This window comes from Faecalibacterium sp. I4-1-79 (genome assembly GCF_023347235.1).
Classification (GTDB): domain Bacteria; phylum Bacillota; class Clostridia; order Oscillospirales; family Ruminococcaceae; genus Faecalibacterium; species Faecalibacterium tardum.
The window spans coordinates 1034339-1058792 of the sequence record NZ_CP094467.1; the positions used below are offsets into that span (position 1 = coordinate 1034339).

The following is a 24454-nucleotide window of genomic DNA, read 5'->3' on the forward strand; positions in this document are numbered from 1 at the left end:
ACAGCACTCCGTTCCAAGGCGGCGAGCACAACCGAATATGATTCCAGACCGTTCATCAAGAGCAATCTTGCTGGGCGGTCTTTTTGTTTGGGGGTGATGCCTATTCCGTGTCCGCATTTCAAAATTACCATCGTGAAACGCAGCCAAGGGCAGTCCGCTGTTGCCGGGGCCGCTTACCAGAGCGGCGAACGGCTGTTCAGCGAATACGACCAGAAAACAAAATTCTACAACAAGAAAAAAGAACTTGTCCACACCGAAATTATGCTTCCACCTAATGCGCTGCCCGGATATGCAGACCGTGCCACCCTCTGGAACGCCGTGGAAGCCGTGGAGAACCAGTGGAACTCCCAGCTTGCCCGGCGTATCGTGCTGGCGTTTCCGAGAGAAGTTCCAAAAGACCAGTATCTTTCCATGATAAAAGAATTTTGCAATGAGCAGTTCGTTTCCAAAGGTATGATAGCCGACTTTGCCATCCACGACAAGGGCGATGGCAACCCACACGCCCACATTCTGCTGACGCTCCGGGCAATAGATGAACACGGCAAGTGGCTCCCGAAAGCCCGAAAGGTTTACGACCTCGACAAAAACGGTGAGCGCATCCAGCTCCCCTCTGGCAACTGGAAGTGCCACAAAGAAAACACGTTGGACTGGAACGACCAGAAGTACGCCGAGGTCTGGCGGCATGGTTGGGAAACTATCACCAACCGCTATCTGGAAGCCGCTGGCAGACCGGAACGTGTTGACCTCCGCTCGTTTGAGCGTCAGGGAGTTCAACAGATTCCGACCGTGCATCTCGGCCCCGCTGCACACCAGATGGAAAAGCGTGGAGTGGAAACCTTTCTCGGAAACCTGAACCGGGACATTCGAGCCGCCAACAGCCTGATGCAGTCTGTCCGCAGTGCCATCCGTGGTCTGCAACGCTGGATCGCAGACTTGAACGAAAAGAAACAGCTTCTTCTGGACGCTCTGGAAAAGTCGAAGGAACCTACGCTGTCCGATCTTCTGGTGGACTATTTCAATCTCCGCAATGAGCAGCGCAGCGATTGGTCTGGCAAGGCAAAACTGAAATGCACTGTCCGGGACTTTGAGGAGATTCGGCAGGCGGTGGACTACCTGAAGGCTCATTCTCTGAACACCATCGAGGATTTGGACACCGCAATTTCTAACTTGAACCAGACTGCCGCCCCTCTCCGCAGACAGTTGAAGCAGAACGAGAACCGGATGCGGGCAATCGCCCAGATCAAGGATGCTGCCGCCGTCCATGCCAAGTTGAAGCCCATCCACGATACCTTCATCAAAAAGAACTTCAAGCTGACCAAGGACGCTTATGCCGCCCAGCACAAAGAGGAGCTGGACACCTTTAATAAAGCTGTCCGCACCCTGATGAAGCTGAACGGCAGCACAGCGGTGGATTTTTCGGCATTGTATGCCGAATTTTCTGCGCTGCAATCTAGCAGCGCAGAGCTGCGCACCCAACTGGAAACCTTGCAGCCGGACATCTCCGCACTGAAAAATATCCGCAAGTATATCGACATGGTGCTGAATAAGCAGCAGCTTTCCGTACCGGGCGGCAAGACCCCGGAAAAGGAATCGGTGCTGAAAAAGCTGGAAGAAGCCAAGACCGCACAGTCTGTAATGAAAACGGAAGCGAAAAAACACACACAGGAGCTTTAAGGAGGAAGCAGCATGACCTACACCCAAGCCCAGATCGACAAAGCCAATGCGGTGGATCTGGAAAAGTTTCTCCGGGCACAGGGCGAAACGCTGGTGCGCAGCGGAAAAGAATACCGCTGGAAAGCCCACGACAGCCTGACCGTCTGCGGAAACAAATGGTTCCGGCACAGCCAGAGCAAGGGCGGCTTTCCGGTGGATTTCGTGATGGAATTTTACGGCAAGTCCTTCCCCGAAGCGGTGCAGATGCTGACCGGAGAGCTGAGCGAAGCTCAGCCGGAGGCTGACCCCGCCCCCTCTCCGGCGTTTCGCTTACCGCTGCGGAACGTCACCAACGCCAACATCTTGAACTATCTGACGCAGGAACGAAAACTCAGCCCGTCACTGGTGAACTTCTTCATCGCTGCCGGAGATATTTACGAGGAAGCCGCCCACCACAACGTGGTCTTTGTGGGACGGGATGCGGACGAGCATCCCCGTTACGCAAGCAGCCGTGGGATTCGGGAGAAGTTTCGGCAGGATGTAGCCTGCGCAGAAAAGGCGTTTGGCTTTGCCCATCGTGGCACCGACAAGCAGTTGCTGGTCTTTGAAGCGCCCATCGACCTGCTGTCCTTCATTGAGCTGTTCCCGAAAAACTGGCAGCAGCACAATTATCTGTCGCTAGGCGGGGTGTCGGGCAAGGCGCTACAGCAGTTTCTTTCTGAACGCCCAGACGTGGAGCGGGTGTTCCTCTGTCTGGATGCTGACAAAGCCGGAGAGGACGCCTGCAAGCGTCTGGCTGCTCTGTTGCCGGACACCGTGAGCGTGACCCGCATCCAGCCCTGCATGAAAGACTGGAACGATGTTCTGGTGCACCGAGCAGAAATCCCGAATCGCAATTATTTCAAGAGCATCGTGCTGAAAGAGCCGTCAAAACCGAAAGTGGTGAAGATTATCCGCATGAGCGACGTGGAGCTAACCCCGGTGGAATGGCTTTGGAAGCCGTATCTGCCCTTTGGAAAGCTCAGTGTTCTGCAAGGCAATCCGGGCGAGGGCAAGACTTATTTTGCCATGCACCTTGCAGCTGCCTGCACCAATGGAAAGCTGCTGCCCAACATGGAGCGCATGGAACCTTTCAACGTGATCTACCAGACTGCCGAGGACGGTCTGGGCGATACGGTCAAGCCCCGCCTGATCGAAGCCGGAGCAGACCTTGACCGGGTGCTGGTCATTGATGACAGCGATGTGCAGCTGACGCTCTCCGATGAACGAATTGAAAAAGCCATTGTCGAGAACAACGCCCGACTGGTCATCATCGACCCGATCCAGGCGTATCTCGGTGCCGATGTGGACATGAACCGGGCAAACGAAGTGCGCCCCATCTTCATGCGGCTGGGACAGGTAGCGCAGCGAACAGGCTGCGCTATTTTGCTGATTGGGCACCTGAACAAAGCCGCCGGAATGCAGAGCCTGCAGCGGGGCCTCGGCTCCATCGACATTGCCGCCGCCGTGCGTAGCGTCATGTTCATCGGCAAGCTGAAGCACGACCCCACCATGCGCATCCTGACCCACGAAAAAAGTTCCCTTGCCCCGCCGGGCGTGTCGTTGGCGTTCTCTCTGGGGGACGAGAGCGGCTTCCGCTGGGTCGGCGAGTACGACATTACCGCAGACGAAATGCTGTCCGGCATCGAACCGCAGCGTGAAACCAAGACCCAGCAAGCCAAAGATCTGATCTGCACCCTGCTTGCCGGAGGAAAACAGGTGCTCAGCGAGGACATCGACAAGGCGGCGCTGGAAAGGGGCATCCCCGGTAGAACTGTCCGGGATGCCAAGCGGGAACTGGGCGATGCCCTGAAAAGCAAGATCGTGGAAGGCCGCAAGAAGGTCTTTTGGATGGAATAAGCCATTTGACTGGCAGAAAAAATTTGGCTGGCAAGAAAATCATGGTACACCCACAGTTGCCAGTCTGCCAGCCAAATTCAAAAAGTGACGATAAAAGGAGAAATTCAATGGAAAATCAGAATTCGAGTTATTCGGTGCAGATTGGTAAAACCACCTTTATTGTGTGCGTGAAGCAGTCCGAAACTGCAAAAAAGCCGATTGAAAAGATGTTCAAGGATATGTGCAGACACGAAATTACAAGGGACTTCCTTGCGGACAACCTGATGAATTTAGAAAAATTACCGAAAACCTCTTGACGAAGTCCAGCCCGAGGGCACGGGCTACCGTGCACGCACCCGGTTTGCCAAGTTTTTTAACCTCCCGGAGCTGATGGCCATGTTCAAGGAGGTTGCGGACATTAAAACCTCTGACCAGCTTCATCTGCCTGTGCCCGAAGCAAGGTTTGAAACCGTGGTGGCAAAACCCTCGGAGATTCAAAAGGAAATGGTGCAGGAACTGAGCAAACGTGCTGAAGAAATCCACTCCGGCGCCGTGGATGCCTCCGTGGACAATATGCTCTGCGTCACCAACGATGGGCGCAAGATTGGCTTGGATGTTCGTTTGATGAATCCCATGCTGCCAGACGACCCCAACAGCAAGTTGAACGTCTGTGTGCAGAACGTGTTGAAGATCTGGGAGGAGGGCAAAGACCAGAAGCTGACCCAACTTTTGTTCTGCGACCTCTCGACGCCGAAAAACGATGGGCAGTTCAATGTTTATGATGACATCAAAACAAAGCTGCTGGCCGCAGGCGTGCCGGAAAGTGAGGTGGCCTTTATCCATTCGGCGGACACTGAAGCAAAAAAGACGGCACTGTTCTCCAAAGTGCGCTCCGGCGATATGCGGATTCTGCTGGGCAGCACTGCAAAGATGGGTGCAGGCACCAATGTGCAGGACCGGCTTGTGGCGGTGCATCATCTGGATGTTGGCTGGAAGCCCAGCGACATGACCCAGCGCAACGGTCGTATCATCCGGCAGGGAAACCGCAACAAAGAGGTGAAGGTGTTCAACTACGTCACGGAAGGAACTTTTGACGCGTACCTTTGGCAGACACTGGAAAATAAACAGCGATTTATCTCGCAGATTATGACCAGCAAATCCCCGGTGCGTTCCTGCGATGATGTGGATGAGCAGGCGCTCTCTTACGCCGAAGTCAAGGCGCTGTGTGCCGGAAACCCGCTGATTAAGGAAAAGATGGACCTTGATGTGCAGGTGGCTAAGCTGAAAGTTCTGAAAGCTGACCATCAGAGCCAGAAATATCGTCTGGAAGACAAATTGCTGACGCAGTTCCCGGCAGATATTCAGCAGCAGAGAGCGCATATTTCCGCACTGAAAACCGATGCGGAAACGGCTGCGGCCCATCCGCAGGACAAGGAAAACTTCTGCGGGATGACCATCAAGGGCATGATGTTCGATGACAAAAAGACTGCCGGTGAACGGTTGATTCTGGCGGCAAAAGAACTTCCCGACACAGAGCCAGTTGTGCTGGGCGAGTACCGCGGCTTTGAGCTTTCGGTGCGCTATGAACCGGTCCGGAACGAGCAGCAGGCGGTGCTGAAAGGCAAGGCGATTTATCCGGTGGCACTTGGTGCCGACCCGCACGGCAATATCACCCGACTGGACAACCTGCTGGCCGGTTTTGATGAGCGCATTGCCAATGCAGAAAACCGACTGGAGAATCTGCTGCAGCAACAGACGGCAGCGCAGGCAGAAGTGGAAAAGCCCTTTCCGCAGGAAGAAGAACTGGCACAAAAATCTGCACGGCTGGCTGAACTGAATGCACAGCTGGATGTGGACGAAAAACATCACGAGCCGGAGATGGAAGAAACGCCGGATGAGGAATCTGCGCGCCCTTCCGTGCTGGCCGCCCTGAACGAAAAGTCGGATAAGGAGGAACCGGTCAAGCCGTTCCGCAGCTACTCGGACCGGGATGGTGATGCCCGATGAGAGAAAAGAGGGACGAGATTTTGATCCTGCGCATCACAAAAACCGAAAAGAATCGGATTTACGAAAAGATGTATGGCATGGGCATCCGCAGTCTGAGTGCGTATATCCGCAAAATGGCATTGGATGGTTATTGTCTGAACCTTGACCTGCCGCAGTTGCGCCGGATGTCGTACCTGCTTCAGAATTGCAGCAACAATCTGAATCAGGTGACAAAACGTGTGAATGAAAGCAATCAGCTTTATGCTGCAGACATTGAAGATTTGCGGCATCGGCTGGACGAGCTGATTGGCATCGGAAAACAGATTCTTTCCAAACTGTCTGAACTTTAACTTTTTTCCGCAGAGGGGAGCTGCGGATTACATATCGATTGACATCCTTGCAATGGATGCGGAGATACCTTTATAATAAGGGCGAAAGGCAGGTGCTCGATATGAGGTTCATTTTTAAGATGGTCATTCTTCCGTTTTCGCTGCTTACGGCTTTCCTTGCACTGATGCTGAAATTGACATTGAATCTGTCGGCATTTGTGCTTGCGCTGCCGATGCTGTATATTTTTGGCTGCGGACTTTATACTCTTTATTATAGGGAATGGACGCAGTTCCTGATCCTTTTTGTGGCAGAGTTCGGGTGCTTTTTGCTCATCGTGGCAGGAACGGCGATTGTGGAAGCCGTCAAGCGATTCAGCGAATGGCTTACGGAACTGTAATGGAGAAAACGATGGATAAAGATAAAATGCTGGATTATTTCAATGACCGTGAGGCAACGCTTTTTCGGGATGAATTGGGAAGCAATGCACGGTATCACGAACTCCTGCGGAAAAAACTGGCAGCGGAAGACGCACACCGGAAAATGGTGGGCGAAGCAGCATGGAAGCAGTATCTTCAGCTGGATGAGATCTGCAATGAGCTGGAAAGCGTACGATATCAGGCAATGTATCTGGCCGGTGCCGCTGATTTTGAAAAGTTGTTCCGTCAATCCTGATGGATGATGTGCCGCCTTCGGGCGGCTTTTTCTTTATGGGGGTGATTTGAGGTGGCAGCAACACGGCTGATTGCGCTGCATAAAAACAAGGGAAAGTCTGTTGCGGTCTGTTTGAAGAGCCGCACGGACTATGCACAAAACCCGGATAAAACGGAGCAGGGGCAGCTTGTAAGCAGTTATAAATGCAGTTCCTTGACTGTAGACGAAGAATTTATGCTGTCCAAGCGGCAGTACGAACTTGTGAACGGACGCAGACAGAAAAATGACGTGATTGCATCATCAATTATGCCAAGACCCGTCCGGTCTATGATGCCTACCGCAAGGCACGGAACGAGATGCAGGAGTTGATGAAAGCACAGAGAAAAATGTGGAGTTGTTCTTTGCGGAGGACAAGAGCAATCTCCGACCGCAGCATACCCGATAAGCGAATACCGTCGAGGACTCTTCCCATTGTGGAGGTGTCCTCGGCGGCTTTTTTGTATATAGGGCAGCAATTCTTGACCGTTTTTTATGGAAGAGTTTCTGAAAATTAATCTGTCATAAACGCTGCAAGGGCATCCCTTCTAACTTCATGTGATATTGTTTCAGCACATCTTTCAGCGTGATCTCTTGCATTCTTTGTTCCGCTGTTTTTTGAATGTCCAAGTAAAAATCCCGCAGCACCAGTTGGATATTTACGCCCACGCCACAAGCGGGGTTGGTGTGGATGTCCTGATGGAGCAGGGGCTTGTTGCCCTCTACTGCCCGATAGGCATCCAGCAGAGTGATTTTCTCCGGCTCACGAGCCAGAGCGGGTCGAGGATGTCCCTTCACGCTGACCAGCAGTCCACCCTTCCGCAGGGCGGACATGAGCTGGCGCACATAGGCAGGATTCGTCTGAATGCTCTCTGCCAGTTTGTTACTGGTCAGGTCGCAGTCTGGGTACAGAGCGATAAAAGCCAGAATATGAACAGCATCGCTAAGGCGGGTGGGATATTTCATGGCCTGATCTCCTTTTTTGCTTTGATGTTATTTTTATTATAACAGCATATTGACATTGACGCAAGAGGATGCTAAAATGTTTTGAAGTAAGAATAAAAATAACACCCGCTCGAAAGGAATGGTGACAATGAACTTCTATGATGATCTGGTCATGCAGACCCAGATGAATTATTCCAGGCACTATCCTATCTATGCTTCCGGCAGTACGCCTTATCAGCTGACTGACAAAAAGCCGCTGCCGTATAGTGAACAGATTCATCGTTTGGTACAGGAGGTAAAGGAAGTTGACTGTGTGGTAGTGGGCGGGGCCTCCGGCCTGTCCGCTGCCGGTGGTGGAGATTTTTACTACGAGGACAACGACTCCTACCGCAAATACTTCCGGCCTTTTGCTGAGAAGTACCACTTCAAAGGTGCTTTTGCAGGGATGATGCACCCCTGGAAGACAAGGGAAGAGTATTGGGGGTATCTCGCCACCTTCCTTCACACCACCCAGACCGCACCGGTGCGTCATCCCTATCTGGATTTAGACGCTTTGCTGAAGGGCAAGGACTTCTTCATCCTCACCACGAACCAGGATACCCAGTTTGTCAAACTCTACCCGGAGAAGGTGGCAGAGATTCAGGGGGATCACCGCTTCTTCCAGTGTGCCGCCTGTTGTACCGATGACACTTGGGATGCGGTAAAGCCGGTGGCTGATATGGTAGCCGCTATGGGGAGTGACACGAAGATTCCCACGGATCTCATTCCCCGGTGCCCCCACTGCGGCGGAGAGGCATTCCCTTGGGTGCGAGGATATGGGAATTTTCTGCAAGGAAAGAAATACGAAGAACAGTACGAAAAAATTTCTCGCTATGTGCTGGAACACAAAGACAGCAAAATTCTGTTTCTGGAGTTGGGCGTTGGTCGAATGACTCCCATGTTTATCCAAGAACCTTTCTGGAACATGACCCTCAGCTTTCCCCATGCTCGATATATTGCTATCAACAACAAGTATGACTTCCTGCCCAAGCAGTTGGAGGACAAGGGCATGACCATTGTGGCCGACATTGCTCAAGTGCTGCGGGATGCACGGGATACCATGGAAAGCGGAGATAACGATCGATGAGGGGTGGAAACCAAGCGACGCTTCAGAAACTTGCCGAGCGTATTGATCAAGCAGATGCTGTTGTGATCGGAGGTGGCTCCGGCCTGTCAAGCGCGGCTGGATACGACCACTACCATTGGTCCCCGGCACTTTCGGAGGCATTGGCTCCCTTTCGCGAACAGTATGGCTTTACCTCTCCGCTGGCTGGATTCTACCATTGCTTTTCCAGCTATGGAGAGCAGTGGGGATATTACAGTCAATATATCCGCTTCATGTGGGAAGCCCCTACTGGGCAGCCCTATCTGGACCTGCAAGCGCTTATTGCGGACAAACCTGCTTTTGTTCTGACCACCAATGTGGATCAGCAGTTTTTTCGAGTATTTTCCCAGAAACAAATTTGCGCCTTTCAGGGAGACTTTAGCTACTGCCAATGCAGCCAGCCCTGCCGGGATGATATTGGGGAAAACCGCGAGCTGGTGAAGGAACTGACTGGTTGCTTGGTAGGCGTTCGCCTGCCGGAGGAGTCTGTTCCTCGTTGCCCGGATTGCGGACGGATGCTGGTGCCCTGGGTACGAGATGATACCTTCCTGGAGGGAACCTTCTGGCAGGATAGTCTGCATCGCTACCATAGATTCCTGCGACACTGGATAATGGATCAGTCCGACAAAAAAGTCCTGCTGTTGGAACTTGGCGTGGGTGAGATGACACCCAGCATCATCAAATTGCCCTTCTGGGAACTTACTGCCAAAAACGAAAACGTCTTTTATGCATGTCTTAATCGAGAGGCATCTCATAGTCCAGAGCATCTGCGGGAACGCAGCCTGTATCTGCAAGGAGATTTGGCGGAAACCCTAGCTGCCCTCCGACAGGTGCGATCCATCGCAGCAACCATAAAATAGAAAGGAGCGAACGAATATGATTGATTGGAACCCTATTGCGGAAAAATTCAGAGAAGCGGACGCTATCTTGATCGGGGCCAGTAACGGCCTGTCCATCACCGAAGGATTGCATTTGTTTGCAGATAATGCAGCCTTTGATGAATTGTTTGGAGATTTCAAACAAAAATACGGCTTACGTTGTATTTTGCAGGGCATGATGGCCGGATGGCCCAGCGAGGAGGAAAAGTGGGCCTTCTGGGCCCGGCTCATCCATCATTACTGCGGGCAGTACCAGCCTACGCCGGTGATGAACGATTTGAAGGCCATTGTGGGAGAGAAAGATTACTTTGTCGTCACATCAAACGGAGAAGGTCACTTTGAACTGTGTGGCTTCGATCCGACGAAAATCTATGAGATTGAGGGCAACTGGTTTACGATGCAGTGTGCCCGCCCCTGCCACGGCACCCTCTATTCAAGTTTAGAGGTGGCCGAAAAATTATCGGCTGCCGAACAGGGCGGCCATGTGCCTACAGAGTTGGTGCCGCGCTGTCCCAAGTGCGGAAGTCCCATGGATATCCACATGGGCGCGGGTCAGAGAATGATTCTGGATACCGCTGCTCAGGCACGGTTCCAAAACTTTCTGAAAACCTACCACGGGAAGAAACTGGTGGTTCTGGAGCTGGGCATTGGCTGGCGTAATCAGGCTGATCAAGGCTCCGATGATGCGCTTGGTGGCCAGCGAGCCAAACGCCACTTATGTGACCATCAATCTGGGGGAGATCTACATTGTGGACAATATCAAAGAGAAGTCCTTCGGACTGGACGGGCGGCTGGATGAGCTACTGCCTGCTCTCCGGGAGGCGTGCGAGGCATGACGATTTCGGAGCAGGTTCAAAATGACTATGAAGTTTGTGGGGACCATAATCATCTATGCCTATTTGCAGGCAGTGGGAGTTATCAACTCTCATGAATCAGGTTGCTTCCTGAATCCTTCGCAGCAGTAGAGAATGCATAAAAAAGCCGGGAAGTTGACTCAAATCGTCAATGCCTCCCGACTATTATCATGCAGATATTAATATAGTTAGAATCATGGTATATATTTCATTCCCCATTGGGAAATTGCGTAAAAGACCGGCAGCAGGTCCCGCCCTTTCTCGGTGAGGGAGTACTCCACTCGCAGAGGCATTTCATTATATTGGATACGCTGAACCAATTCGTCCGCTTCCAGTTCCTTCAGGGCGTTGGTCAGGGCTGTATTGGTAATGGGTTTGAGAACTTTTTTCAGTTCCCCAAACCGCATGGGGCACTTGATGCACAGTTCATAGAGAATTTGGAGTTTCCATTTGCCCTGCAGCATTTGAACCACCGGCGTGACCGGGCAGTTTCCCTCGCCGGTTAGAATGACACTGCCAACCTTTTCTTTGAATTCTTCATAAGTCATAATTGGAGCTTTCCTCATCTTTTGCGGTATATTTTTTGATACCAGGTACAAATAATTTGCGTACTTGAACAAAAATTGCTATCAGATATAATAAATATATCACTGGTTGACCATGCAGTCAACGACTGAAATTTCTTGGAAAGGTCTGAATTTTATGAAAGAACTGAACATTATGGAGGCTACTGTTCTGACCTCCCCCAATCCGCTGACACTAATCTGCTCTAAAAAGGAGGATGGTTCTACGAACCTGGCTCCCATTTGCTTTGTGTCTTACCTCTCCTTCAATCCGCCTATGGTGGGCTTCGCCACTGGCAAACAGTCCCACACCGGCAAGCGTGTGCGTGAGACCGGCAAAGTCATCGTCACTGTTCCCGGTGAGATTCTGGCTGGCGCAGTAATGGCCTGCGGAGCGTCTACCGGTGCCGAGACCGACAAGGTGGCCGCCAACAACATCGAGATGATGGCTGTGGAGGGCAGCGACATCCAGATTCCGGCGGACACCCGGCTGGCGATGGTGGCTACCTTGCAGCAGTCGGTGGAGGTGGGCGACCATATCCTGCACATCTGTCAGGTGGACAAGTTCCTGGGCGATGAGGACAAGAAGGGCCTGTATGCCTGGAACGGCTTCGGGAAAGTTGCACCTGCGGCAGAAGGCTAAATCTTAAAACGGTAAGGAGGCATCAGCGGTGGCTGTTTGTATTAAAGACTGTATTCAGAACATGAATCTGGTGATCGGCTGTACAATCGGCTGCAGCTACTGCTACGCCAGAAATAATGTCCGCCGGTTTCACATGATCGACGACTTTGAAAAGCCAGAGTTTTTTCCAAATAAGCTGCGGCTGATGGAGAAAAAGCGCCCACAGAATTTTCTGCTCACCGGCATGAGCGATTTTTCCCACTGGAATACAGAGTGGCGGGAACAGATATTTACCAAGATGACTGAAAATCCGCAGCATCAATATCTGTTTTTGACCAAGCGACCGGAAGATATTGTGTTTTCCACTACCCTGGAGAATGCGTGGTTTGGTGTAACTGTTACCTCCAGTAAAGAGAAAAACCGTATCCAGACTTTGCGGGAGCATATCCATGGCGGACACTATCATGTGACCTTTGAACCTATGTTTGATGAGGTTGGCATGGTAGACCTTACCGGAATTGAGTGGATCGTTATTGGGACTGAGACCGGACATAGGAAGGACAAAGCCGTATCGAAACCGGAATGGGTGTGGAACCTGACACATCAGGCCCATGCGCTTGGCATCCCTGTATTTATGAAAGAAGATCTGCTACCTATCATGGGAGAGGCACAGATGGTACAAGAATTTCCCCCGGCTTTTTACCGGGTATTGGAGGAGCAGAAGACATGGCGGAAGTAAAAGAGAGCAGCATTCTGATTCAGGATGCAGAAACCAAAAATATTATGACAAAATCCACCCTGCCGGTGGGAGGCTATTCCGTCAATCCTTATGTGGGCTGTACCCATGGCTGCAAATACTGCTACGCCTCGTTTATGAAGCGATTTACCGGGCACACCGAACCGTGGGGTACATTCCTGGATGTGAAACATTGGCCAGCAATCAAAAATCCGCAAAAGTACAAAGGGCAGCGCGTAGTTATCGGTTCAGTGACCGATGGCTATCTGCCCCAGGAGGCTCAGTTTCAGAACACCCGAAAGCTTCTTGAACAACTCCGGGGCAGTGAGGCAGAAATTCTCATCTGTACCAAGTCGGACTTGGTAATCCGTGACATCGACCTTCTGAAAAAATTGGGAAAGGTCACGGTCTCTTGGTCGATCAATACATTAGACGAAGGCTTTAAAAATGATATGGACGATGCCGTCAGCATCAAGCGACGGCTGGAGGCCATGAAGCAGATCTATGATGCGGGCATTCGCACCGTCTGCTTTATTGCCCCTGTCTTTCCGGGTATCACGGATTTTGAGGCTATCTTCCATCAGGTCAGAAATCAATGCGACCTGATATGGTTAGAAAATCTAAATCTGCGAGGCGGATTCAAAAAAGACATCATGGACTATATTTGTAAAAAATATCCTGACTTGGTTCCGCTGTACGACGCTATCTACAACAAGGGAGACAGAAGCTACTTCCGTGGTTTGGAGGATCAAGCGGAACGGCTGGCGAAAGAAAACAACTGTCCCTTCGTGGACAACGAGCTGCCCTACGGACGAGCAGAGCCTGGGCACCCGGTCATTGTGGATTACTTTTACCATGAGGAAGTTCGTGGCTCGGAAAACACCGGGCGACGCAACCCCAAAAAATAATTTGTGAAATAAATGGGTTCTGACATGGAGTTGTGCTTCAATGTCAGAACCTTTTTTAGCACTGTTTAAGCATCAACATGATCATCATTCAGAGTATGCCATGGTCTATTCCGATGAGATTGAGGACAAGATCGACCAGATCATGTTGGAGCTGAAGCACTGTTGTCCTAATCTGATCAACTGCCGCTGGCACGCATTGAAACTGCTGGAAGGAGATACCCCAATGCAAAGCTGCTGGTCACCAGCAAAAAAGATTTTGAACCCGGTAATCGCAAAAAATTCTGTGCGAGAATTGCGACCGGTGATTATGATGCGGTTACAACATCATTATTGACCTTGCCCGAAAGTACAGCCGCAAGGTGCGGTATTTTGCCTATGCCAGTGCAACGAAATGCGCGGAACAGGTCGTTGTGGAAGAGGAAAACGCAGTTAAATGAAAACAGGAGCCAGCTGGCGTAGTGTGATCTACGCTGGCTGGCTCCTTTATTATATTGTTATAGCGAACCGTCGAGGAATCTTCCCGTTTGGGAGGTGTCCTCGGAGGCTTTTTAGTTTATATAGCAGCGGTCCTGTTTTACAAGCCAATCTTCACACAGCCGTTGCGCTTCATCCTTTGTGCAGCAGGTGCAGTTGAAAAGCCTGCCACGGAAAGAGCAGTAAGTGTAGTGTACCTTCGGGATTCCATTGACATCTCGAAAATTAACGCAGCGTTCCTCACCGGGCAGCAGACAGATCGTATCCACGTTCAGCAGCTCCTATCTTTTATCTTCGGTCATGTGCAAACGACACAACGCTTGTTATTGTACCATGTGCTGCCTCAAAAGACCATTGCCTTTTTGACCAAAGATAAGCACAGAAATTTTCTGTCTTAAAAGCGCCCGACTGGCGTTGAATAAATGCTGACTGATTGTGTATAACAAAAAATGCGACAGGTATGCTATTGGTGTGCAACAAACACAATTAGAATGTGAGGTCGCTATGAATACGCTTTTGGGTCAACGAATACGAGAACAGCGCAAGGAAAAAGGCTGGACGATCGAGCAGTTTGCAGAACGGGTCGATTTGTCAGCAAATTATGTTGGAGATTTAGAGCGCGGAGTAAAAATCCCCAAACTGGAAACCTTTATCCGAATCGTAGAGGTGTTGGACGTATCCGCAGACGTGCTTATCCGGGATTCCGTTCCATCCGCATCCCATGTGGCAGATGACGAACTGAGCAAAAAGTTGAGCCAGCTCACGCCGGGGCAGAAGAAAGCCGCTATTGACATCCTGAATGCATACACCGACAATATCCCCTATATCACAAAATAACACCTATGTCAAGGAGCGCAGCAAACATGCTGACGCTCTTTCTTTTTGCCCTCAAATAGTCTATAATCAACACTATAAGCGTGCACATAACGCTAATAGCGAGCATTTGAGGTGAACGACATGACAATCCTACCCAATATCGAAGAAGCAATGGAAGATGCCCGGAATGGAAAGCTGAGTCCGTATTGGCAGAACAATCTAAAACGTGAATGCCTGCATAGGAAGTTATCGGCTGAAGAACGGCAGGCTCTTTCGGAACTGAATCGCATTTTGTCTGAGACTCCGCAATGGAGCAGCGAAGAAGAACTGCGCCATGACGTAGAAAATATCGGTGGCAAGGTGCGTTTTTGCCACTTTTGGGATGAGCACTACTCCATGGTGCAGTTGACGGAAGATCGCAATGGAAAATACTCTACAGCCTACGTTCTGGATACAGAACCCACCCCGGATGTGCGTAAGGCTGCGGCATTGCAGGCGCAGAAAGAACTTGCGGACTGTATGCAGGTGTGGGGCGTTTCGCTTCTGGATACGTCAGTTCCCGAACAGATGAAGTATGCTTCTTTAGCAGAGGCTGCTTCTCACCTCATGCAAGTTCTGAACGACCCAGAACACGTCACTGGGTAAAAAGCGTCCCGCAGGGATGCGCAGCCTGCATTGGGAAAAATGCAGATCATAGGGGCTTGGGGTGTTCCCCAACAAGCGTTTTGCAACGCAAAATAAGCAGATGTATATACGTCTGCACTGCTTGCACCAGCTATGCGTCCTTTCAGGCCGTATTCAACTGCTTTCAGTTCTAGTTAAACATGAGTGCTATCAGGAAGAAAATCATAGCAATCCCCACGAGCCAAGAGATAATTTTCTCTTGATGAAACTCTCGGAATCCCAATGATCTTATAAACAGAACACCCAATAGTGTTTATCTGGAGATTACCAAAGGATAAATACCAGCACGCATTCTACCGCAATGAACTTCAGAAACACGGAAGCATTCTCCAAAGCTATTGCTGATTATATCGACTATTACAATAACAGCAGGATCCAAGCGAAAACAAAATGGATGCCTCCCTCTAAATTCAGGGAAGCATCCATGATGGAAGCTTAATTATTCAATTTTGAACCGGTATCCAGAAAACCGGGTACATATCATTTCATAGAAAGCTCTTTTGCATTTTCACAGTCCAGCTGTAAATAATTTTTTCCGTCTTTTTGGAAAAGCATGCTGCTTTGTTCCATAAATACCCTCCTTGCTGCAAGTAATAAAACCATCTCTATATGGTGATATTCTCAGAATTTCATCTGTCTGCATATTCTGGCACCATTGACATAAATGTCATTTGCCAGTTCTGTAACAAGCCGCATATCCTGCCAGGTTTCACACTTATTCCCCATAAAAGTAATGTTATCAAAATGGACATCATGGACACGTACTTCTTCTGTCGGTGTCTGATACCCCCGGATCATGGAGACCGGGATATCTCCGTTCAGCACCTGGATATTATCAAAATAGATATCATTAATCTCTCCTTTGGCAAGCTGTTCCGTATATCTGCAAAGCAGAACCTTAATATCGAACAGTTTCTGTTCTGCCTGCTCTACTCTGATATTTTTATAATGTATATCATGAACATGGCCGCCATCTGCCTGATGGATGGAAAGCGCCGCACCACCCATGTTTCCTTCATACTGGCAGTGTATAATATCACAATCCTCAAATACTAGGTCGTGGATTTCGCTCTGGAGGGCATAACCAAGCTCTATGGCATTACCGGGTTCTGCATTCCAGATCACGTTATTGTGAACACGCACTTTTGTTACGTCACGTACCGTTGACGGATCTTCAAACAATCTTTGGGATTTGATGCAGATACTGTCGTCCGTGGAACGGATAAAGCAATTTTTTACCTCTACGTCCTGGCTGCTCGTAATATCAATACCGTCTCCCGTTACAATCCTCGACATAATATTCATATCATCAATCACAACATGGTCACACGCCGCAGGAACTACATGCCAGGAAGGACCGTCTACAGCAGTAAAGCCTTTTAAGAGTACATTATTACACCACTTGGCATAGATAAAGAAACGGTCTGCATTACTGTCCGGCAGATGCCAGCAGGCTCCGTTGATAATTCCGTTTCCTACAATGGAAATATTGTCACAATGGTCTGCGTATACACAACCTGATACAACAGCGCCTTCCTCTATGTAAACCGTATCATTGGACTTTAAGGTAAGAACTCCTACATTATATACCTTGCCCTTTTCAAAACAGATGGTGGTATCTGCCGGCTTCTCAATCCTGTGCGAGCAAAGCACAAACAATGCATCATGAAGACCACCATCTGTCTCTACAGTAAACTTTCTCGGTTCATCAAGATGGATATGGACTGTTTCTCCTTTTACAAAAGGAACTATGCCAAAGCTGGACGGACGGATTTCAAGTTTTTCATATGGTGTATGGATTGAAATCTCCAGATCATACGCTTCGTTATCTACTACTACAACATAGTCAAACGAATCTGTATGGTATACCACACGCTCTGTTCCATTGCAGGTAACACTGTATTTTGTTGATTTTTCCAATTCATCTACAGATTTTAAAATAAATCTCGGTTCCTTGACCGGGTCCGGATTAGGATAATAAATCAAATCATTTTCAAAATCCTTCATATCTCTTTTCTCCTCGCTCCATCATAAATACTTATGATTCATACTGCCTATAATCAATTACCAGAGCTATTATTTAATTCTTCGTTAATCTCTTTGAGAATCTGGTCACCACCCTGATTCTTCCAGTTCTCAACAAAAGTATCAAATTCGCTGATATCTGCTTTTCCCATAATAATCTTTGCAAATGTTTCTTCTTCCATTTTTTCAGGTTAGCCCATTTTGCCTGCATGGTTTCTGTCTGACCGCTATATGCATTGTAAACCGGTATATATTTATCATTTAATATAAGTATATTCTTTCTGTCTCGAAATGGCAATGCTTTCTTAGACAATAAGAGCGGAGCCTTTTGCAAGGCCCCGCTCTTATTCATAGAGAAAACCACAAGCTATGCTTGTGGAAGAAAAGAGCCGTAGCGTTGAAACGGTAGAAAAAGAACCTCCTTTTGCTATAATTAGAAGCGGGTAACGCCAACCGCATAGGGCCTTTGGCTCGGCCTACTTTTTGGAGCTGGACCTCTCGTGCCAGCAGCTCGAACAGAATATCCCGGCCCTCTTCACCGACCCCGCGTGCGGCCATGTGCTGCGGGCGAAAGGCTTCGTACAGGACGAGAACGGCTGGGTGGAGCTGAACGCCACCGCCGACGGCCTGACGGCAAACGCTATCCCCAAGGGGCAGGAAGTACTCATCGTGATCGGGGAGGGGCTGGAGAAAGAACGGATTGAGGTGAGATTAAAGGGGTAAGGCGGATCCCCCGTATATCGTTGTATCTTTCCATAAATAGTTTGTCTCCCGCCCAAAGTAGGCGTATAATAGGGGAAAAGAAACGCTAAAGGAGAATCCCCTATGAACGGCACCGCATTGCGCAAACCGACTGCCCGGCGGGTGGTGGGCATGGTGGCGGGCATCGTCATCATCGCCCTTGGCATTGCGCTTTTCAAGCAGTCCCACCTCGGCAACGACTCCATCAGCGCCCTGAACATGCGGCTGGCGGAGCTGCTCGGCATCTCGCTGGGCACCCAGAACCTGTGCACGAACATCCTGTTTTTCCTGTTGGAATTCTGGTTCGGGCGCAAGTACATCGGCCTTGGCACCTTCGTCAACGGCATCTGCATCGGGTACATCGTCACGGCGTTCTATGACCCCATTCACGCCCACTTCGGCGACGCGCCGTCGCTGGCGGTGCAGTTGGCGTGGGTCATCGCGGCGGTGCTGGTCACGGCGCTGGGCGCTTCGCTCTACCAGACCGCCGACCTCGGCATCGCGCCCTACGATTACCTTTCCCTCGGTCTGCGGGACTACACACCCTGCCCGTACTTCGGGTGCCGCATCTTCACCGATGCGCTCAGCGCCCTGCTGTGCTGGCTGCTGGGTGGCCTTGTGGGCCTTGGCACCTTGATCTGTGCGTTCTGCCTTGGGCCCTTCATCCAGTTCTTCGATCGGACGTTCTCCCAGAAGGTGCTGCAATACAAACCGAACAATTGAGAAACCCCGCGGCGTCAAATCATACGCTGCGGGGGTCTTTTTTATTGCTGCCGTTAAGCAGAAAATGAAAATGAAGGAGATTTATCTTTCAAAACCGCCTGTGGACTGCTGCGGCGATGGGGAGCCATAACAAACCCATGAGACAGGCTTTGGAAGAAGTAAATTTTTCGAATCTGCTTGTAGAAAACGGCGGTCTATGGTAGCATGAAATCAAAGAAAAACAGGAGGGCTTACACATGGTTTTACTGGTTGTGGATACACAGAAAGGTATCGTGGATGAACGCCTGTATGCGTTTGAAAAGTTTGTCAGCAACATCAGGAAACTAATCCGGACTGCCCGCGAACAGGGAATCGAGGTCGTCTATGTCCAGCATGACGATGGGCCCGGTACAGGCTTTTCCATCGGGGACGATGAATTTGAGGTCTATTCCGGGTTTGCGCCACTGCTGACTGAAAAACGGTTCGTCAAGACTGTATGCAGTGCGTTCAAAAAAGAAAGCGGTCTGCTGGAATATCTGACGGAAAAGGGCGAAAAAGATGTGATGGTCTGCGGCATCATGACCGACTTCTGCATCAATGCAACGGTGGAGGCGGGCTTTGAGCATGGCCTGCACATGATCGTTCCTGCCTATGCAAATTCCACGCAGGACAACGAGTATATGACAGGGGAGCAGAGCTACCACTATTACAATGAATTCCTCTGGCCGGACCGCTATGCCGATTGTGTGCCCATGGACAAGGCGCTGGAGCTGCTCAAAAAGTGAGGTGTTTACAATGATTTCTGAAAAAGTAAAAAATCAGATTCAAGTGGTGCAGGGTGATATTACCAAACTGGACTGTGACGGCATCGTGAATGCGGCCAATCGCAGTCTGCTGGGTGGCGGCGGTGTGGATGGTGCCATCCACCGGGCAGCAGGGCCGGAACTGTTGGCGGAGTGCCGCACGCTGCACGGCTGCCGCACCGGAGAAGCAAAAATCACTAAGGGCTACCGGTTGAAAGCAAAGTATATCATTCATACAGTAGGGCCGATTTATTCCGGCACAGCAGAGGATGCCGCGCAGCTGGCGGACTGCTACCGCAATTCGCTGAACCTTGCCAAAGAGCATGATGCCCATAGCATTGCGTTCCCGGCAATTTCGATCGGCGTGTATGGCTACCCGCTGGAAGATGCCACGGAGATTGCAGTCAAAACAGTGGCACAGTGGCTGGAAGATCACGCGGATTACGCCATGCAGGTGATTTTCTGCTGCTTCGATGCCCGGACGGAGCGGGTGTATCAGGCAAGGCTGTAACCGGAAGAGGTGTGAGAGATGGGCTTTTTCAAAAAGCTGTTTACAGGGATTGGTTTTGCGGCAGGATTTCTGTTCTTCGGATGCTTGTCAGTGATTGTGTATGCGTCCCGTGGACGGCATAAACCCTGCCATCGGCGCAGCAGCTTTTGGAACACATTGGAGCGCTACCTGATTTTTTCGTGGATCTGTGAAGGTGTGCGCAGCAGCCGGAAACGAGCGGAGACGTCCTATTATCAGCGCACCGGCAGCGATTTCTGGCAGACTCAGAAACAAGCCCGGCCGGAAAGCGTTAAAAATACTGCTCCTGCGGAGAAAAAGTCAAAGCCGGAAGCGAAAAACACGAGCACAGGTGCAACGCGGTCGGTAAAACCAAAGAGAACGGAGCGTCCTTCTGCGGCACAGAAAGCATCGGCAGCACAAAGCGGTGCCAAAAGCGTGTCGGTGCCGACTGTACTAGGGCAAAACGTTTCGGAGGCTGACGCAGAAAAGCACAGCGAATGGTCAAAGCCTAAGCCAGAGCCCAAGCAGGAGCATGCTGCGCAACAGTCAGAAGCCAAAGAAGTACATCAAAAGTCCGCACAGCAATTGGAAGCAGAACGGCAGCAGAAACTGGAAACTCTGCGCACTGCGATGCAGAAACAAATTTGCGCCATCCATGCAGATGTAGAACTCCCGGCCAACGGTCAGAATGACAGTAAAGCGGCGGAGCAGAAACTGCATATCCTGCTGTATAAATCCACACTGCCTGAGAATGACCTGAATCAAGCGCTGGATGAGCTTCGGACGGAGCGCAGACGGCAAAAGGCAGAGTATCAGGGCGCACCGTTCGCAGACGTGTTTTTGGTCAGTCTGATTTTGTCCGATGAGGATAGTGAGCGGGCCTGCATCGTGGATGTGGGGGATACGGGCATGAGCTATGTCATTCCGTGGGGCAGCATCCCGAAAGACCTGCAGAAATCGCTGCACCGCTACGTATCGGAAGCGGAAGGAAAACTCTGCGGCTACTGCAAGGAAGAACTCTGCAACAGTGAAAGCGGCAGGATGGTCGTGGAACTGTATCTTGGTAAACAGGATGGGCATGGCTCCCGAATCCTGTACTGAAAATGGAGTAAAGATTGAAATACAGAGAAATCGCAGACGGCATTTTTGTTGACCGTCCCAACCGCTTTATTGCCCATGTGGGAGTGAATGGAGCAGTGGAAACCGTTCATGTCAAGAACACCGGGCGGTGCAGGGAACTGCTGCTGCCCGGTACGGCGGTTCGGCTGGAAGTGTCAGATAACCCGAAACGCAAAACAAAATACGACCTTGTGGCGGTACATAAGCAGGGGCTTGGTTGGGTCAACATGGACAGTCAGGCACCCAATAAGGTGGTAGGGGAGTGGCTTGTAAAACAGGGCTACGACTATATCAAGCCGGAATTCACCTATGGGAAGTCCCGCATCGACTTTTATATGGAAAAGGGCGAGCAAAAGTATCTGATGGAAGTCAAGGGCTGCACACTGGAAGTGGACGGTATCGGCTACTTCCCGGATGCACCTACCGAGCGCGGCGTGAAGCACCTGCACGAGCTGGCGCAGGCACAGCAGGCAGGGTATCGGTGCGCAGTGGCTTTCGTGATTCAGATGGAAGGCATCACCGAGGTGCGGCCAAATGTCAGCACACAGCCGGAGTTTGGTACGGCACTGGCCGAAGCCAAAGCCGCTGGTGTGCAGGTGCTGTTTTTGCTCTGCCATGTAGGGCGGGACAGTCTGGAAATCGTGGAGCAGAGGGAAGGGTGAAGACGGCAGAAAAACGCTTTGCGTGATTCAGTCACAGAAATCATAAATAGGAAATGTTATCATATAGATACAAGAAACACACCGATAACATTCCGATGGAGGATTTCGATATGAAGGCAAAGTTTTACATCTGCAATCACTGCGGCAACCTCGTCACTACCATCCATAACGCAGGCGTTCCGCTGGTCTGCTGCGGGGAGAAAATGAAAGAGCTGGTTCCCAATACGGTGGAAGCCAGCGGCGAGAAGCATCTGCCGGTGGCAGAGCTTTCCGGCAGTCGTCTCACGGTCACAGTGGGCGCGGTGGAGCACCCCATGGCGGATGTTCACTATATTCAGTGGATTTTTGTGGAGACTGAGAACGGCGGGCAGATCCGCTATCTGAATCCGGGGCAGGCTCCCAACGCGGTGTTTGAACTGGGAAGTGAAAAGCCGGTGGCCGTTTACGCATACTGCAATCTGCATGGGCTCTGGATGACGAAACTCTGATACAATCAATGCAAACGGGGAGTGATTTGATGTCACTCCCTGTTTTTTGATGAGAATTTACAGTAATGAAAGTACTTGCTATAATATCGCCATGGCGCAAGTTTCAGTTGCGCAAGAGGGAAAATTGCCTGAAATGCATTAAAGGCTGATAATACTCCGTGAGCTGCTCACAAGAGCAGCTCCATCGAGTCGCGGTCATTGTGCATTTTCAAGCTGAAAACAGGCCGGGACTCGGAAAAGGAGTCTCGGCCTGTTTGTGTTTTCGGCGCAAAGGAAAGGATTGAACAATGCGATTTGATGCAAAAGAATTCGGCGGACGTATCCGCGATTTGCGGAAAAAGAAGGGGATTACACAGGAACAGTTGAGTATAATGCTGAACGTTAGTGCGAACCATCTTGCAAAAGTTGAAACGGGAAGCCGCTGCTGCTCGATTGAGTTGCTGCAGGATCTTTCGTCCTGCCTGAATGTCAGAACGGACTATCTGCTGAACGGAGATGCACCGCATAACAACCATCTGAGGGAAAGACTGACGTTTCTTGCACAGGAATTAGAAAAGATTACGGCGGACCTCCCGGTATGGGGATAGGAAAAGCAAAATCCTCTTTTTCAATGCCCAAAAGCGTGGTAGAATAGGTAAAAGATTCAGTATCTGAAAAACGGAGCGCGCAACAATGAAGATTCTGGTCAGCGCCTGCCTGCTGGGCGAAAACTGCAAATACAGCGGCGGAAACAATTACAATCAGGCGGTCTGTGATTTTGTGCGGGGACATCAGGTGGTTCCGGTCTGCCCGGAGGTTTTGGGCGGTCTGCCCACACCGCGGTGCCCGGCGGAAATCGTGCAGGGCGTTGTCACGAACAAAGAGGGCATCGATGTGGACCGGGAGTTCCGAGCGGGCGCAGCCAAGGCCCTTGCCATCGTAAAAGAAAATGGGGTGGAGCTTGCCATCCTGCAATCCCGCAGCCCCAGCTGCGGCGTGAAGGAAATTTACGATGGAACGTTTTCCGGTACAAAAATCTCCGGACAGGGCGTTTTTGCGAAAATGCTGATGGACGAAGGTGTCCGTGTTCTGGATGCCGGGGAATTGCCTAAAATTATCTTGAAAAATGAGGACGGAAAATGTCAATCAGACTGATTTGCAGCGATATTGACGGTACGCTGCTGCAATACGGCAGGAAAGAGCTGGAAGGCGAGATCTTTGAACAGATACGGGAGCTGCATCGGCGCGGTATTTTGTTCTGCCTGGCATCCGGCCGGCAGTATACCAGCCTGCGCAAGCTTTTTGCACCGGTGGCAGACTGTTGTGTGTTTCTCTGCGAAAACGGCGGTGTGATTTATAAGGACGAGCAGTGCATTGCCAAGAATCCGATGCCGCGCGCGCTGGCCGAAGAAATCGCCAACGACCTGTGGATCCGCAGCGACGGGCAGGGCGAAGTGATGCTCTCCGGTCAGAATACCGCCTACCTGATGGAGCGGGGTCTGGGAATGCTCAAGCGTATTCAGTTCATCGGGAACAATTATCAAATCATCCATGACCCTTCCGAGGTGCCGGAGGAGATCACAAAGGTATCGGTGTATCTGCACGAAGGCGTAGAATCTTACACGGAACGGTTTGTCCCACGATGGAAAGAGGCGAACTGCGCTGACAGGAGAATTTTATGACAGAGCGTTATTGTGAAGGTGAACGGTTTGCTGACCTGTCGTTCACCGAGGAGACTTTTGAGGACTGCGACTTTACCGATTGCGTATTTGCGGATTGCTCTTTTACCAAGTGCGAACTGGATCATACCACGCTGAACGAGTGCAAATTCGTGCGGTGTGAGATCACAGGTCTGCGCAGCACCCATTCTTCGGTTCAGTCGCTGGATTTTGAGGACTGCCGTTTGCAGGAAATCGAGTGGGCACCACTGATGTCCAATGGTGCCTTCCCGGACCCTATCCACACGCTGAAAGAGTGCAGTCTGAAATATAACACCTTCACCGAAATGAACTTTAACCGCTTCGACTTTTCGGACGGCAACGAAATTGTCGGCTCCATGTTTGCCAAATGCGAGATGCAGCTGGCGAATTTCAAGGGCACAGAGCTGCACGAGACGGAGTTTTACCAGTGTGATCTGCGCAAGGCGGATTTCCGGGATGCTACAGGCTATAAGGTGGACATTCTGGGCAGCCGCCTGAAAGATGCAAAGTTTTCCCTGCCGGAAGCGGTGAATCTGCTGGCAGATTTGAAGATCAAACTGTCGTAA

At 50.6% G+C, this 24454-nt stretch carries 32 protein-coding genes and 2 pseudogenes; 30 read left to right on the top strand and 4 right to left on the bottom strand.

Translation table 11 applies throughout. The features are described from left to right. The first annotated feature begins 102 nt into the window (after positions 1–102). The 8 genes and pseudogenes from mobQ to MTP36_RS05165 form a co-directional block, all read left to right on the top strand. Entirely contained in the window at positions 103–1674 is a 1572-nt protein-coding gene (mobQ, locus tag MTP36_RS05130) for a MobQ family relaxase (RefSeq protein WP_442900286.1), read from the top strand. A gap of 12 nt (positions 1675–1686) precedes the next feature. Next, positions 1687–3552, top strand: a complete 1866-nt coding sequence (locus MTP36_RS05135; RefSeq protein ID WP_249253933.1) for an AAA family ATPase — start codon at positions 1687–1689, stop codon at positions 3550–3552. A 23-nt stretch (positions 3553–3575) separates the two neighbouring features. Continuing rightward, positions 3576–3848: a transposon-encoded TnpW family protein gene (locus MTP36_RS05140; protein ID WP_249253935.1), complete on the top strand. Its 273-nt coding sequence runs from the start codon at positions 3576–3578 to the stop codon at positions 3846–3848. Between the two features lie 79 nt (positions 3849–3927). Next, complete coding sequence (locus MTP36_RS05145; protein WP_249253936.1) at positions 3928–5538, top strand: helicase-related protein; 1611 nt, start codon at positions 3928–3930, stop codon at positions 5536–5538. Then, positions 5535–5867: a plasmid mobilization protein gene (locus MTP36_RS05150; protein WP_249253938.1), complete on the top strand. Its 333-nt coding sequence runs from the start codon at positions 5535–5537 to the stop codon at positions 5865–5867. The genes MTP36_RS05145 and MTP36_RS05150 overlap by 4 nt, the downstream gene beginning before the upstream one ends. A 101-nt stretch (positions 5868–5968) precedes the next feature. Continuing rightward, complete coding sequence (locus MTP36_RS05155) at positions 5969–6244, top strand: hypothetical protein (protein ID WP_249253939.1); 276 nt, start codon at positions 5969–5971, stop codon at positions 6242–6244. Continuing rightward, the gene (locus MTP36_RS05160; protein ID WP_249253941.1) at positions 6244–6519 is read left to right on the top strand and encodes a hypothetical protein; all 276 of its coding nucleotides are present in this window, start codon (positions 6244–6246) and stop codon (positions 6517–6519) included. The genes MTP36_RS05155 and MTP36_RS05160 overlap by 1 nt, the downstream gene beginning before the upstream one ends. Positions 6520–6570: 51 nt before the next feature. Continuing rightward, positions 6571–6804: pseudogene (locus MTP36_RS05165) on the top strand (relaxase/mobilization nuclease domain-containing protein); the annotation flags it as partial. Between the two features lie 252 nt (positions 6805–7056). On the opposite strand, the gene MTP36_RS05170 reads toward MTP36_RS05165, so the two are convergent. After that, positions 7057–7500, bottom strand: a complete 444-nt coding sequence (locus MTP36_RS05170; RefSeq protein ID WP_249253943.1) for an Rrf2 family transcriptional regulator — start codon at positions 7498–7500, stop codon at positions 7057–7059. Between the two features lie 127 nt (positions 7501–7627). On the opposite strand from MTP36_RS05170, the gene MTP36_RS05175 reads away from it, so the two are divergent. The 4 genes and pseudogenes from MTP36_RS05175 to MTP36_RS05190 all read left to right on the top strand — a co-directional run. Next, positions 7628–8605 (top strand): NAD-dependent protein deacetylase, encoded by a 978-nt coding sequence (locus MTP36_RS05175; RefSeq protein ID WP_249253945.1) that lies wholly within the window; start codon positions 7628–7630, stop codon positions 8603–8605. Further along, complete coding sequence (locus tag MTP36_RS05180) at positions 8602–9483, top strand: NAD-dependent protein deacetylase, SIR2 family (RefSeq protein WP_249253947.1); 882 nt, start codon at positions 8602–8604, stop codon at positions 9481–9483. Before MTP36_RS05175 ends, MTP36_RS05180 begins: the two co-directional genes overlap by 4 nt. A gap of 16 nt (positions 9484–9499) precedes the next feature. Then, positions 9500–10300 (top strand): NAD-dependent protein deacetylase, SIR2 family, encoded by an 801-nt coding sequence (locus MTP36_RS05185; RefSeq protein WP_330220873.1) that lies wholly within the window; start codon positions 9500–9502, stop codon positions 10298–10300. Between the two features lie 55 nt (positions 10301–10355). Continuing rightward, positions 10356–10466, top strand: a pseudogene (locus MTP36_RS05190) (DNA-3-methyladenine glycosylase I); the annotation flags it as partial. Positions 10467–10549: 83 nt separating this feature from the next. On the opposite strand, the gene MTP36_RS05195 reads toward MTP36_RS05190, so the two are convergent. Then, a complete protein-coding gene (locus MTP36_RS05195; protein ID WP_055187091.1) occupies positions 10550–10903 on the bottom strand; it encodes a winged helix-turn-helix transcriptional regulator in 354 nt (117 codons plus the stop codon). A 154-nt stretch (positions 10904–11057) separates the two neighbouring features. Here MTP36_RS05195 and MTP36_RS05200 point away from each other — a divergent pair, with 154 nt between their 5' ends. From MTP36_RS05200 to MTP36_RS16055, 7 genes are all read left to right on the top strand, one after another. Beyond that, positions 11058–11561 (top strand): flavin reductase family protein, encoded by a 504-nt coding sequence (locus MTP36_RS05200; RefSeq protein WP_249253949.1) that lies wholly within the window; start codon positions 11058–11060, stop codon positions 11559–11561. Positions 11562–11589: 28 nt separating this feature from the next. After that, positions 11590–12279 carry a radical SAM mobile pair protein A gene (locus MTP36_RS05205; RefSeq protein ID WP_249253951.1) on the top strand — a complete coding sequence of 230 codons (690 nt, stop codon included), beginning with the start codon at positions 11590–11592 and terminating at the stop codon, positions 12277–12279. After that, positions 12267–13184, top strand: coding sequence for a radical SAM mobile pair protein B (locus MTP36_RS05210; protein WP_249253952.1), 918 nt, complete (start codon positions 12267–12269; stop codon positions 13182–13184). Before MTP36_RS05205 ends, MTP36_RS05210 begins: the two co-directional genes overlap by 13 nt. 524 nt (positions 13185–13708) lie before the next feature. Continuing rightward, positions 13709–14056, top strand: a complete 348-nt coding sequence (locus MTP36_RS16050; protein ID WP_055187096.1) for a hypothetical protein — start codon at positions 13709–13711, stop codon at positions 14054–14056. A 106-nt stretch (positions 14057–14162) separates the two neighbouring features. After that, positions 14163–14495, top strand: coding sequence for a helix-turn-helix domain-containing protein (locus MTP36_RS05225; protein WP_207686604.1), 333 nt, complete (start codon positions 14163–14165; stop codon positions 14493–14495). A 111-nt stretch (positions 14496–14606) separates the two neighbouring features. Then, positions 14607–15119, top strand: a complete 513-nt coding sequence (locus tag MTP36_RS05230) for a hypothetical protein (protein ID WP_249253954.1) — start codon at positions 14607–14609, stop codon at positions 15117–15119. A 340-nt stretch (positions 15120–15459) separates the two neighbouring features. After that, complete coding sequence (locus MTP36_RS16055; RefSeq protein ID WP_442900256.1) at positions 15460–15597, top strand: IS3 family transposase; 138 nt, start codon at positions 15460–15462, stop codon at positions 15595–15597. 182 nt (positions 15598–15779) lie between these two features. On the opposite strand, the gene MTP36_RS05235 is transcribed toward MTP36_RS16055, so the two are convergent. Then, complete coding sequence (locus tag MTP36_RS05235) at positions 15780–17165, bottom strand: glycosyl hydrolase family 28 protein (protein ID WP_249253956.1); 1386 nt, start codon at positions 17163–17165, stop codon at positions 15780–15782. A gap of 53 nt (positions 17166–17218) precedes the next feature. Then, a complete protein-coding gene (locus tag MTP36_RS05240; protein ID WP_155515392.1) occupies positions 17219–17365 on the bottom strand; it encodes a hypothetical protein in 147 nt (48 codons plus the stop codon). 376 nt (positions 17366–17741) lie between these two features. On the opposite strand from MTP36_RS05240, the gene MTP36_RS05245 reads away from it, so the two are divergent. The 11 genes from MTP36_RS05245 (at position 17742) to MTP36_RS05295 (ending at position 24454) form a co-directional block, all read left to right on the top strand. Continuing rightward, positions 17742–17906, top strand: coding sequence for a GTP-binding protein (locus MTP36_RS05245; RefSeq protein ID WP_223451049.1), 165 nt, complete (start codon positions 17742–17744; stop codon positions 17904–17906). A 102-nt stretch (positions 17907–18008) separates the two neighbouring features. After that, the gene (locus MTP36_RS05250) at positions 18009–18647 is read left to right on the top strand and encodes a YczE/YyaS/YitT family protein (protein WP_097771470.1); all 639 of its coding nucleotides are present in this window, start codon (positions 18009–18011) and stop codon (positions 18645–18647) included. 236 nt (positions 18648–18883) lie between these two features. Further along, positions 18884–19411 (top strand): isochorismatase family protein, encoded by a 528-nt coding sequence (locus tag MTP36_RS05255; RefSeq protein WP_055191168.1) that lies wholly within the window; start codon positions 18884–18886, stop codon positions 19409–19411. A 10-nt stretch (positions 19412–19421) separates the two neighbouring features. After that, positions 19422–19940, top strand: a complete 519-nt coding sequence (locus MTP36_RS05260) for an O-acetyl-ADP-ribose deacetylase (RefSeq protein ID WP_249253958.1) — start codon at positions 19422–19424, stop codon at positions 19938–19940. An 18-nt stretch (positions 19941–19958) separates the two neighbouring features. Then, positions 19959–21041 carry a hypothetical protein gene (locus tag MTP36_RS05265; RefSeq protein ID WP_249253959.1) on the top strand — a complete coding sequence of 361 codons (1083 nt, stop codon included), beginning with the start codon at positions 19959–19961 and terminating at the stop codon, positions 21039–21041. Between the two features lie 14 nt (positions 21042–21055). Continuing rightward, positions 21056–21721: a DNA/RNA nuclease SfsA gene (gene sfsA / locus MTP36_RS05270; protein WP_249253961.1), complete on the top strand. Its 666-nt coding sequence runs from the start codon at positions 21056–21058 to the stop codon at positions 21719–21721. A gap of 110 nt (positions 21722–21831) precedes the next feature. After that, positions 21832–22209 (top strand): desulfoferrodoxin family protein, encoded by a 378-nt coding sequence (locus MTP36_RS05275; RefSeq protein WP_055185761.1) that lies wholly within the window; start codon positions 21832–21834, stop codon positions 22207–22209. A 287-nt stretch (positions 22210–22496) separates the two neighbouring features. Continuing rightward, positions 22497–22796, top strand: coding sequence for a helix-turn-helix domain-containing protein (locus MTP36_RS05280; RefSeq protein WP_005932405.1), 300 nt, complete (start codon positions 22497–22499; stop codon positions 22794–22796). Between the two features lie 85 nt (positions 22797–22881). Continuing rightward, the gene (locus tag MTP36_RS05285; RefSeq protein ID WP_249253963.1) at positions 22882–23343 is read left to right on the top strand and encodes a DUF523 domain-containing protein; all 462 of its coding nucleotides are present in this window, start codon (positions 22882–22884) and stop codon (positions 23341–23343) included. After that, complete coding sequence (locus MTP36_RS05290; RefSeq protein ID WP_249253965.1) at positions 23328–23870, top strand: HAD family hydrolase; 543 nt, start codon at positions 23328–23330, stop codon at positions 23868–23870. Before MTP36_RS05285 ends, MTP36_RS05290 begins: the two co-directional genes overlap by 16 nt. Continuing rightward, entirely contained in the window at positions 23867–24454 is a 588-nt protein-coding gene (locus MTP36_RS05295; protein WP_249253967.1) for a pentapeptide repeat-containing protein, read from the top strand. Before MTP36_RS05290 ends, MTP36_RS05295 begins: the two co-directional genes overlap by 4 nt.

Coding starts and splice junctions, on each gene's coding strand:
- MTP36_RS05135 (WP_249253933.1), top strand. CDS start 1,687: ATGACCTACACCCAAGCCCAGATCGACAAAGCCAATGCGGTGGATCTG.
- MTP36_RS05145 (WP_249253936.1), top strand. CDS start 3,928: ATGTTCAAGGAGGTTGCGGACATTAAAACCTCTGACCAGCTTCATCTG.
- MTP36_RS05150 (WP_249253938.1), top strand. CDS start 5,535: ATGAGAGAAAAGAGGGACGAGATTTTGATCCTGCGCATCACAAAAACC.
- MTP36_RS05155 (WP_249253939.1), top strand. CDS start 5,969: ATGAGGTTCATTTTTAAGATGGTCATTCTTCCGTTTTCGCTGCTTACG.
- MTP36_RS05160 (WP_249253941.1), top strand. CDS start 6,244: ATGGAGAAAACGATGGATAAAGATAAAATGCTGGATTATTTCAATGAC.
- MTP36_RS05170 (WP_249253943.1), bottom strand. CDS start 7,500: ATGAAATATCCCACCCGCCTTAGCGATGCTGTTCATATTCTGGCTTTT.
- MTP36_RS05175 (WP_249253945.1), top strand. CDS start 7,628: ATGAACTTCTATGATGATCTGGTCATGCAGACCCAGATGAATTATTCC.
- MTP36_RS05180 (WP_249253947.1), top strand. CDS start 8,602: ATGAGGGGTGGAAACCAAGCGACGCTTCAGAAACTTGCCGAGCGTATT.
- MTP36_RS05185 (WP_330220873.1), top strand. CDS start 9,500: ATGATTGATTGGAACCCTATTGCGGAAAAATTCAGAGAAGCGGACGCT.
- MTP36_RS05195 (WP_055187091.1), bottom strand. CDS start 10,903: ATGACTTATGAAGAATTCAAAGAAAAGGTTGGCAGTGTCATTCTAACC.
- MTP36_RS05200 (WP_249253949.1), top strand. CDS start 11,058: ATGAAAGAACTGAACATTATGGAGGCTACTGTTCTGACCTCCCCCAAT.
- MTP36_RS05210 (WP_249253952.1), top strand. CDS start 12,267: ATGGCGGAAGTAAAAGAGAGCAGCATTCTGATTCAGGATGCAGAAACC.
- MTP36_RS05225 (WP_207686604.1), top strand. CDS start 14,163: ATGAATACGCTTTTGGGTCAACGAATACGAGAACAGCGCAAGGAAAAA.
- MTP36_RS16055 (WP_442900256.1), top strand. CDS start 15,460: ATGAACTTCAGAAACACGGAAGCATTCTCCAAAGCTATTGCTGATTAT.
- MTP36_RS05235 (WP_249253956.1), bottom strand. CDS start 17,165: ATGAAGGATTTTGAAAATGATTTGATTTATTATCCTAATCCGGACCCG.
- MTP36_RS05240 (WP_155515392.1), bottom strand. CDS start 17,365: ATGGAAGAAGAAACATTTGCAAAGATTATTATGGGAAAAGCAGATATC.
- MTP36_RS05250 (WP_097771470.1), top strand. CDS start 18,009: ATGAACGGCACCGCATTGCGCAAACCGACTGCCCGGCGGGTGGTGGGC.
- MTP36_RS05255 (WP_055191168.1), top strand. CDS start 18,884: ATGGTTTTACTGGTTGTGGATACACAGAAAGGTATCGTGGATGAACGC.
- MTP36_RS05260 (WP_249253958.1), top strand. CDS start 19,422: ATGATTTCTGAAAAAGTAAAAAATCAGATTCAAGTGGTGCAGGGTGAT.
- MTP36_RS05265 (WP_249253959.1), top strand. CDS start 19,959: ATGGGCTTTTTCAAAAAGCTGTTTACAGGGATTGGTTTTGCGGCAGGA.
- MTP36_RS05275 (WP_055185761.1), top strand. CDS start 21,832: ATGAAGGCAAAGTTTTACATCTGCAATCACTGCGGCAACCTCGTCACT.
- MTP36_RS05280 (WP_005932405.1), top strand. CDS start 22,497: ATGCGATTTGATGCAAAAGAATTCGGCGGACGTATCCGCGATTTGCGG.
- MTP36_RS05285 (WP_249253963.1), top strand. CDS start 22,882: ATGAAGATTCTGGTCAGCGCCTGCCTGCTGGGCGAAAACTGCAAATAC.
- MTP36_RS05290 (WP_249253965.1), top strand. CDS start 23,328: ATGTCAATCAGACTGATTTGCAGCGATATTGACGGTACGCTGCTGCAA.
- MTP36_RS05295 (WP_249253967.1), top strand. CDS start 23,867: ATGACAGAGCGTTATTGTGAAGGTGAACGGTTTGCTGACCTGTCGTTC.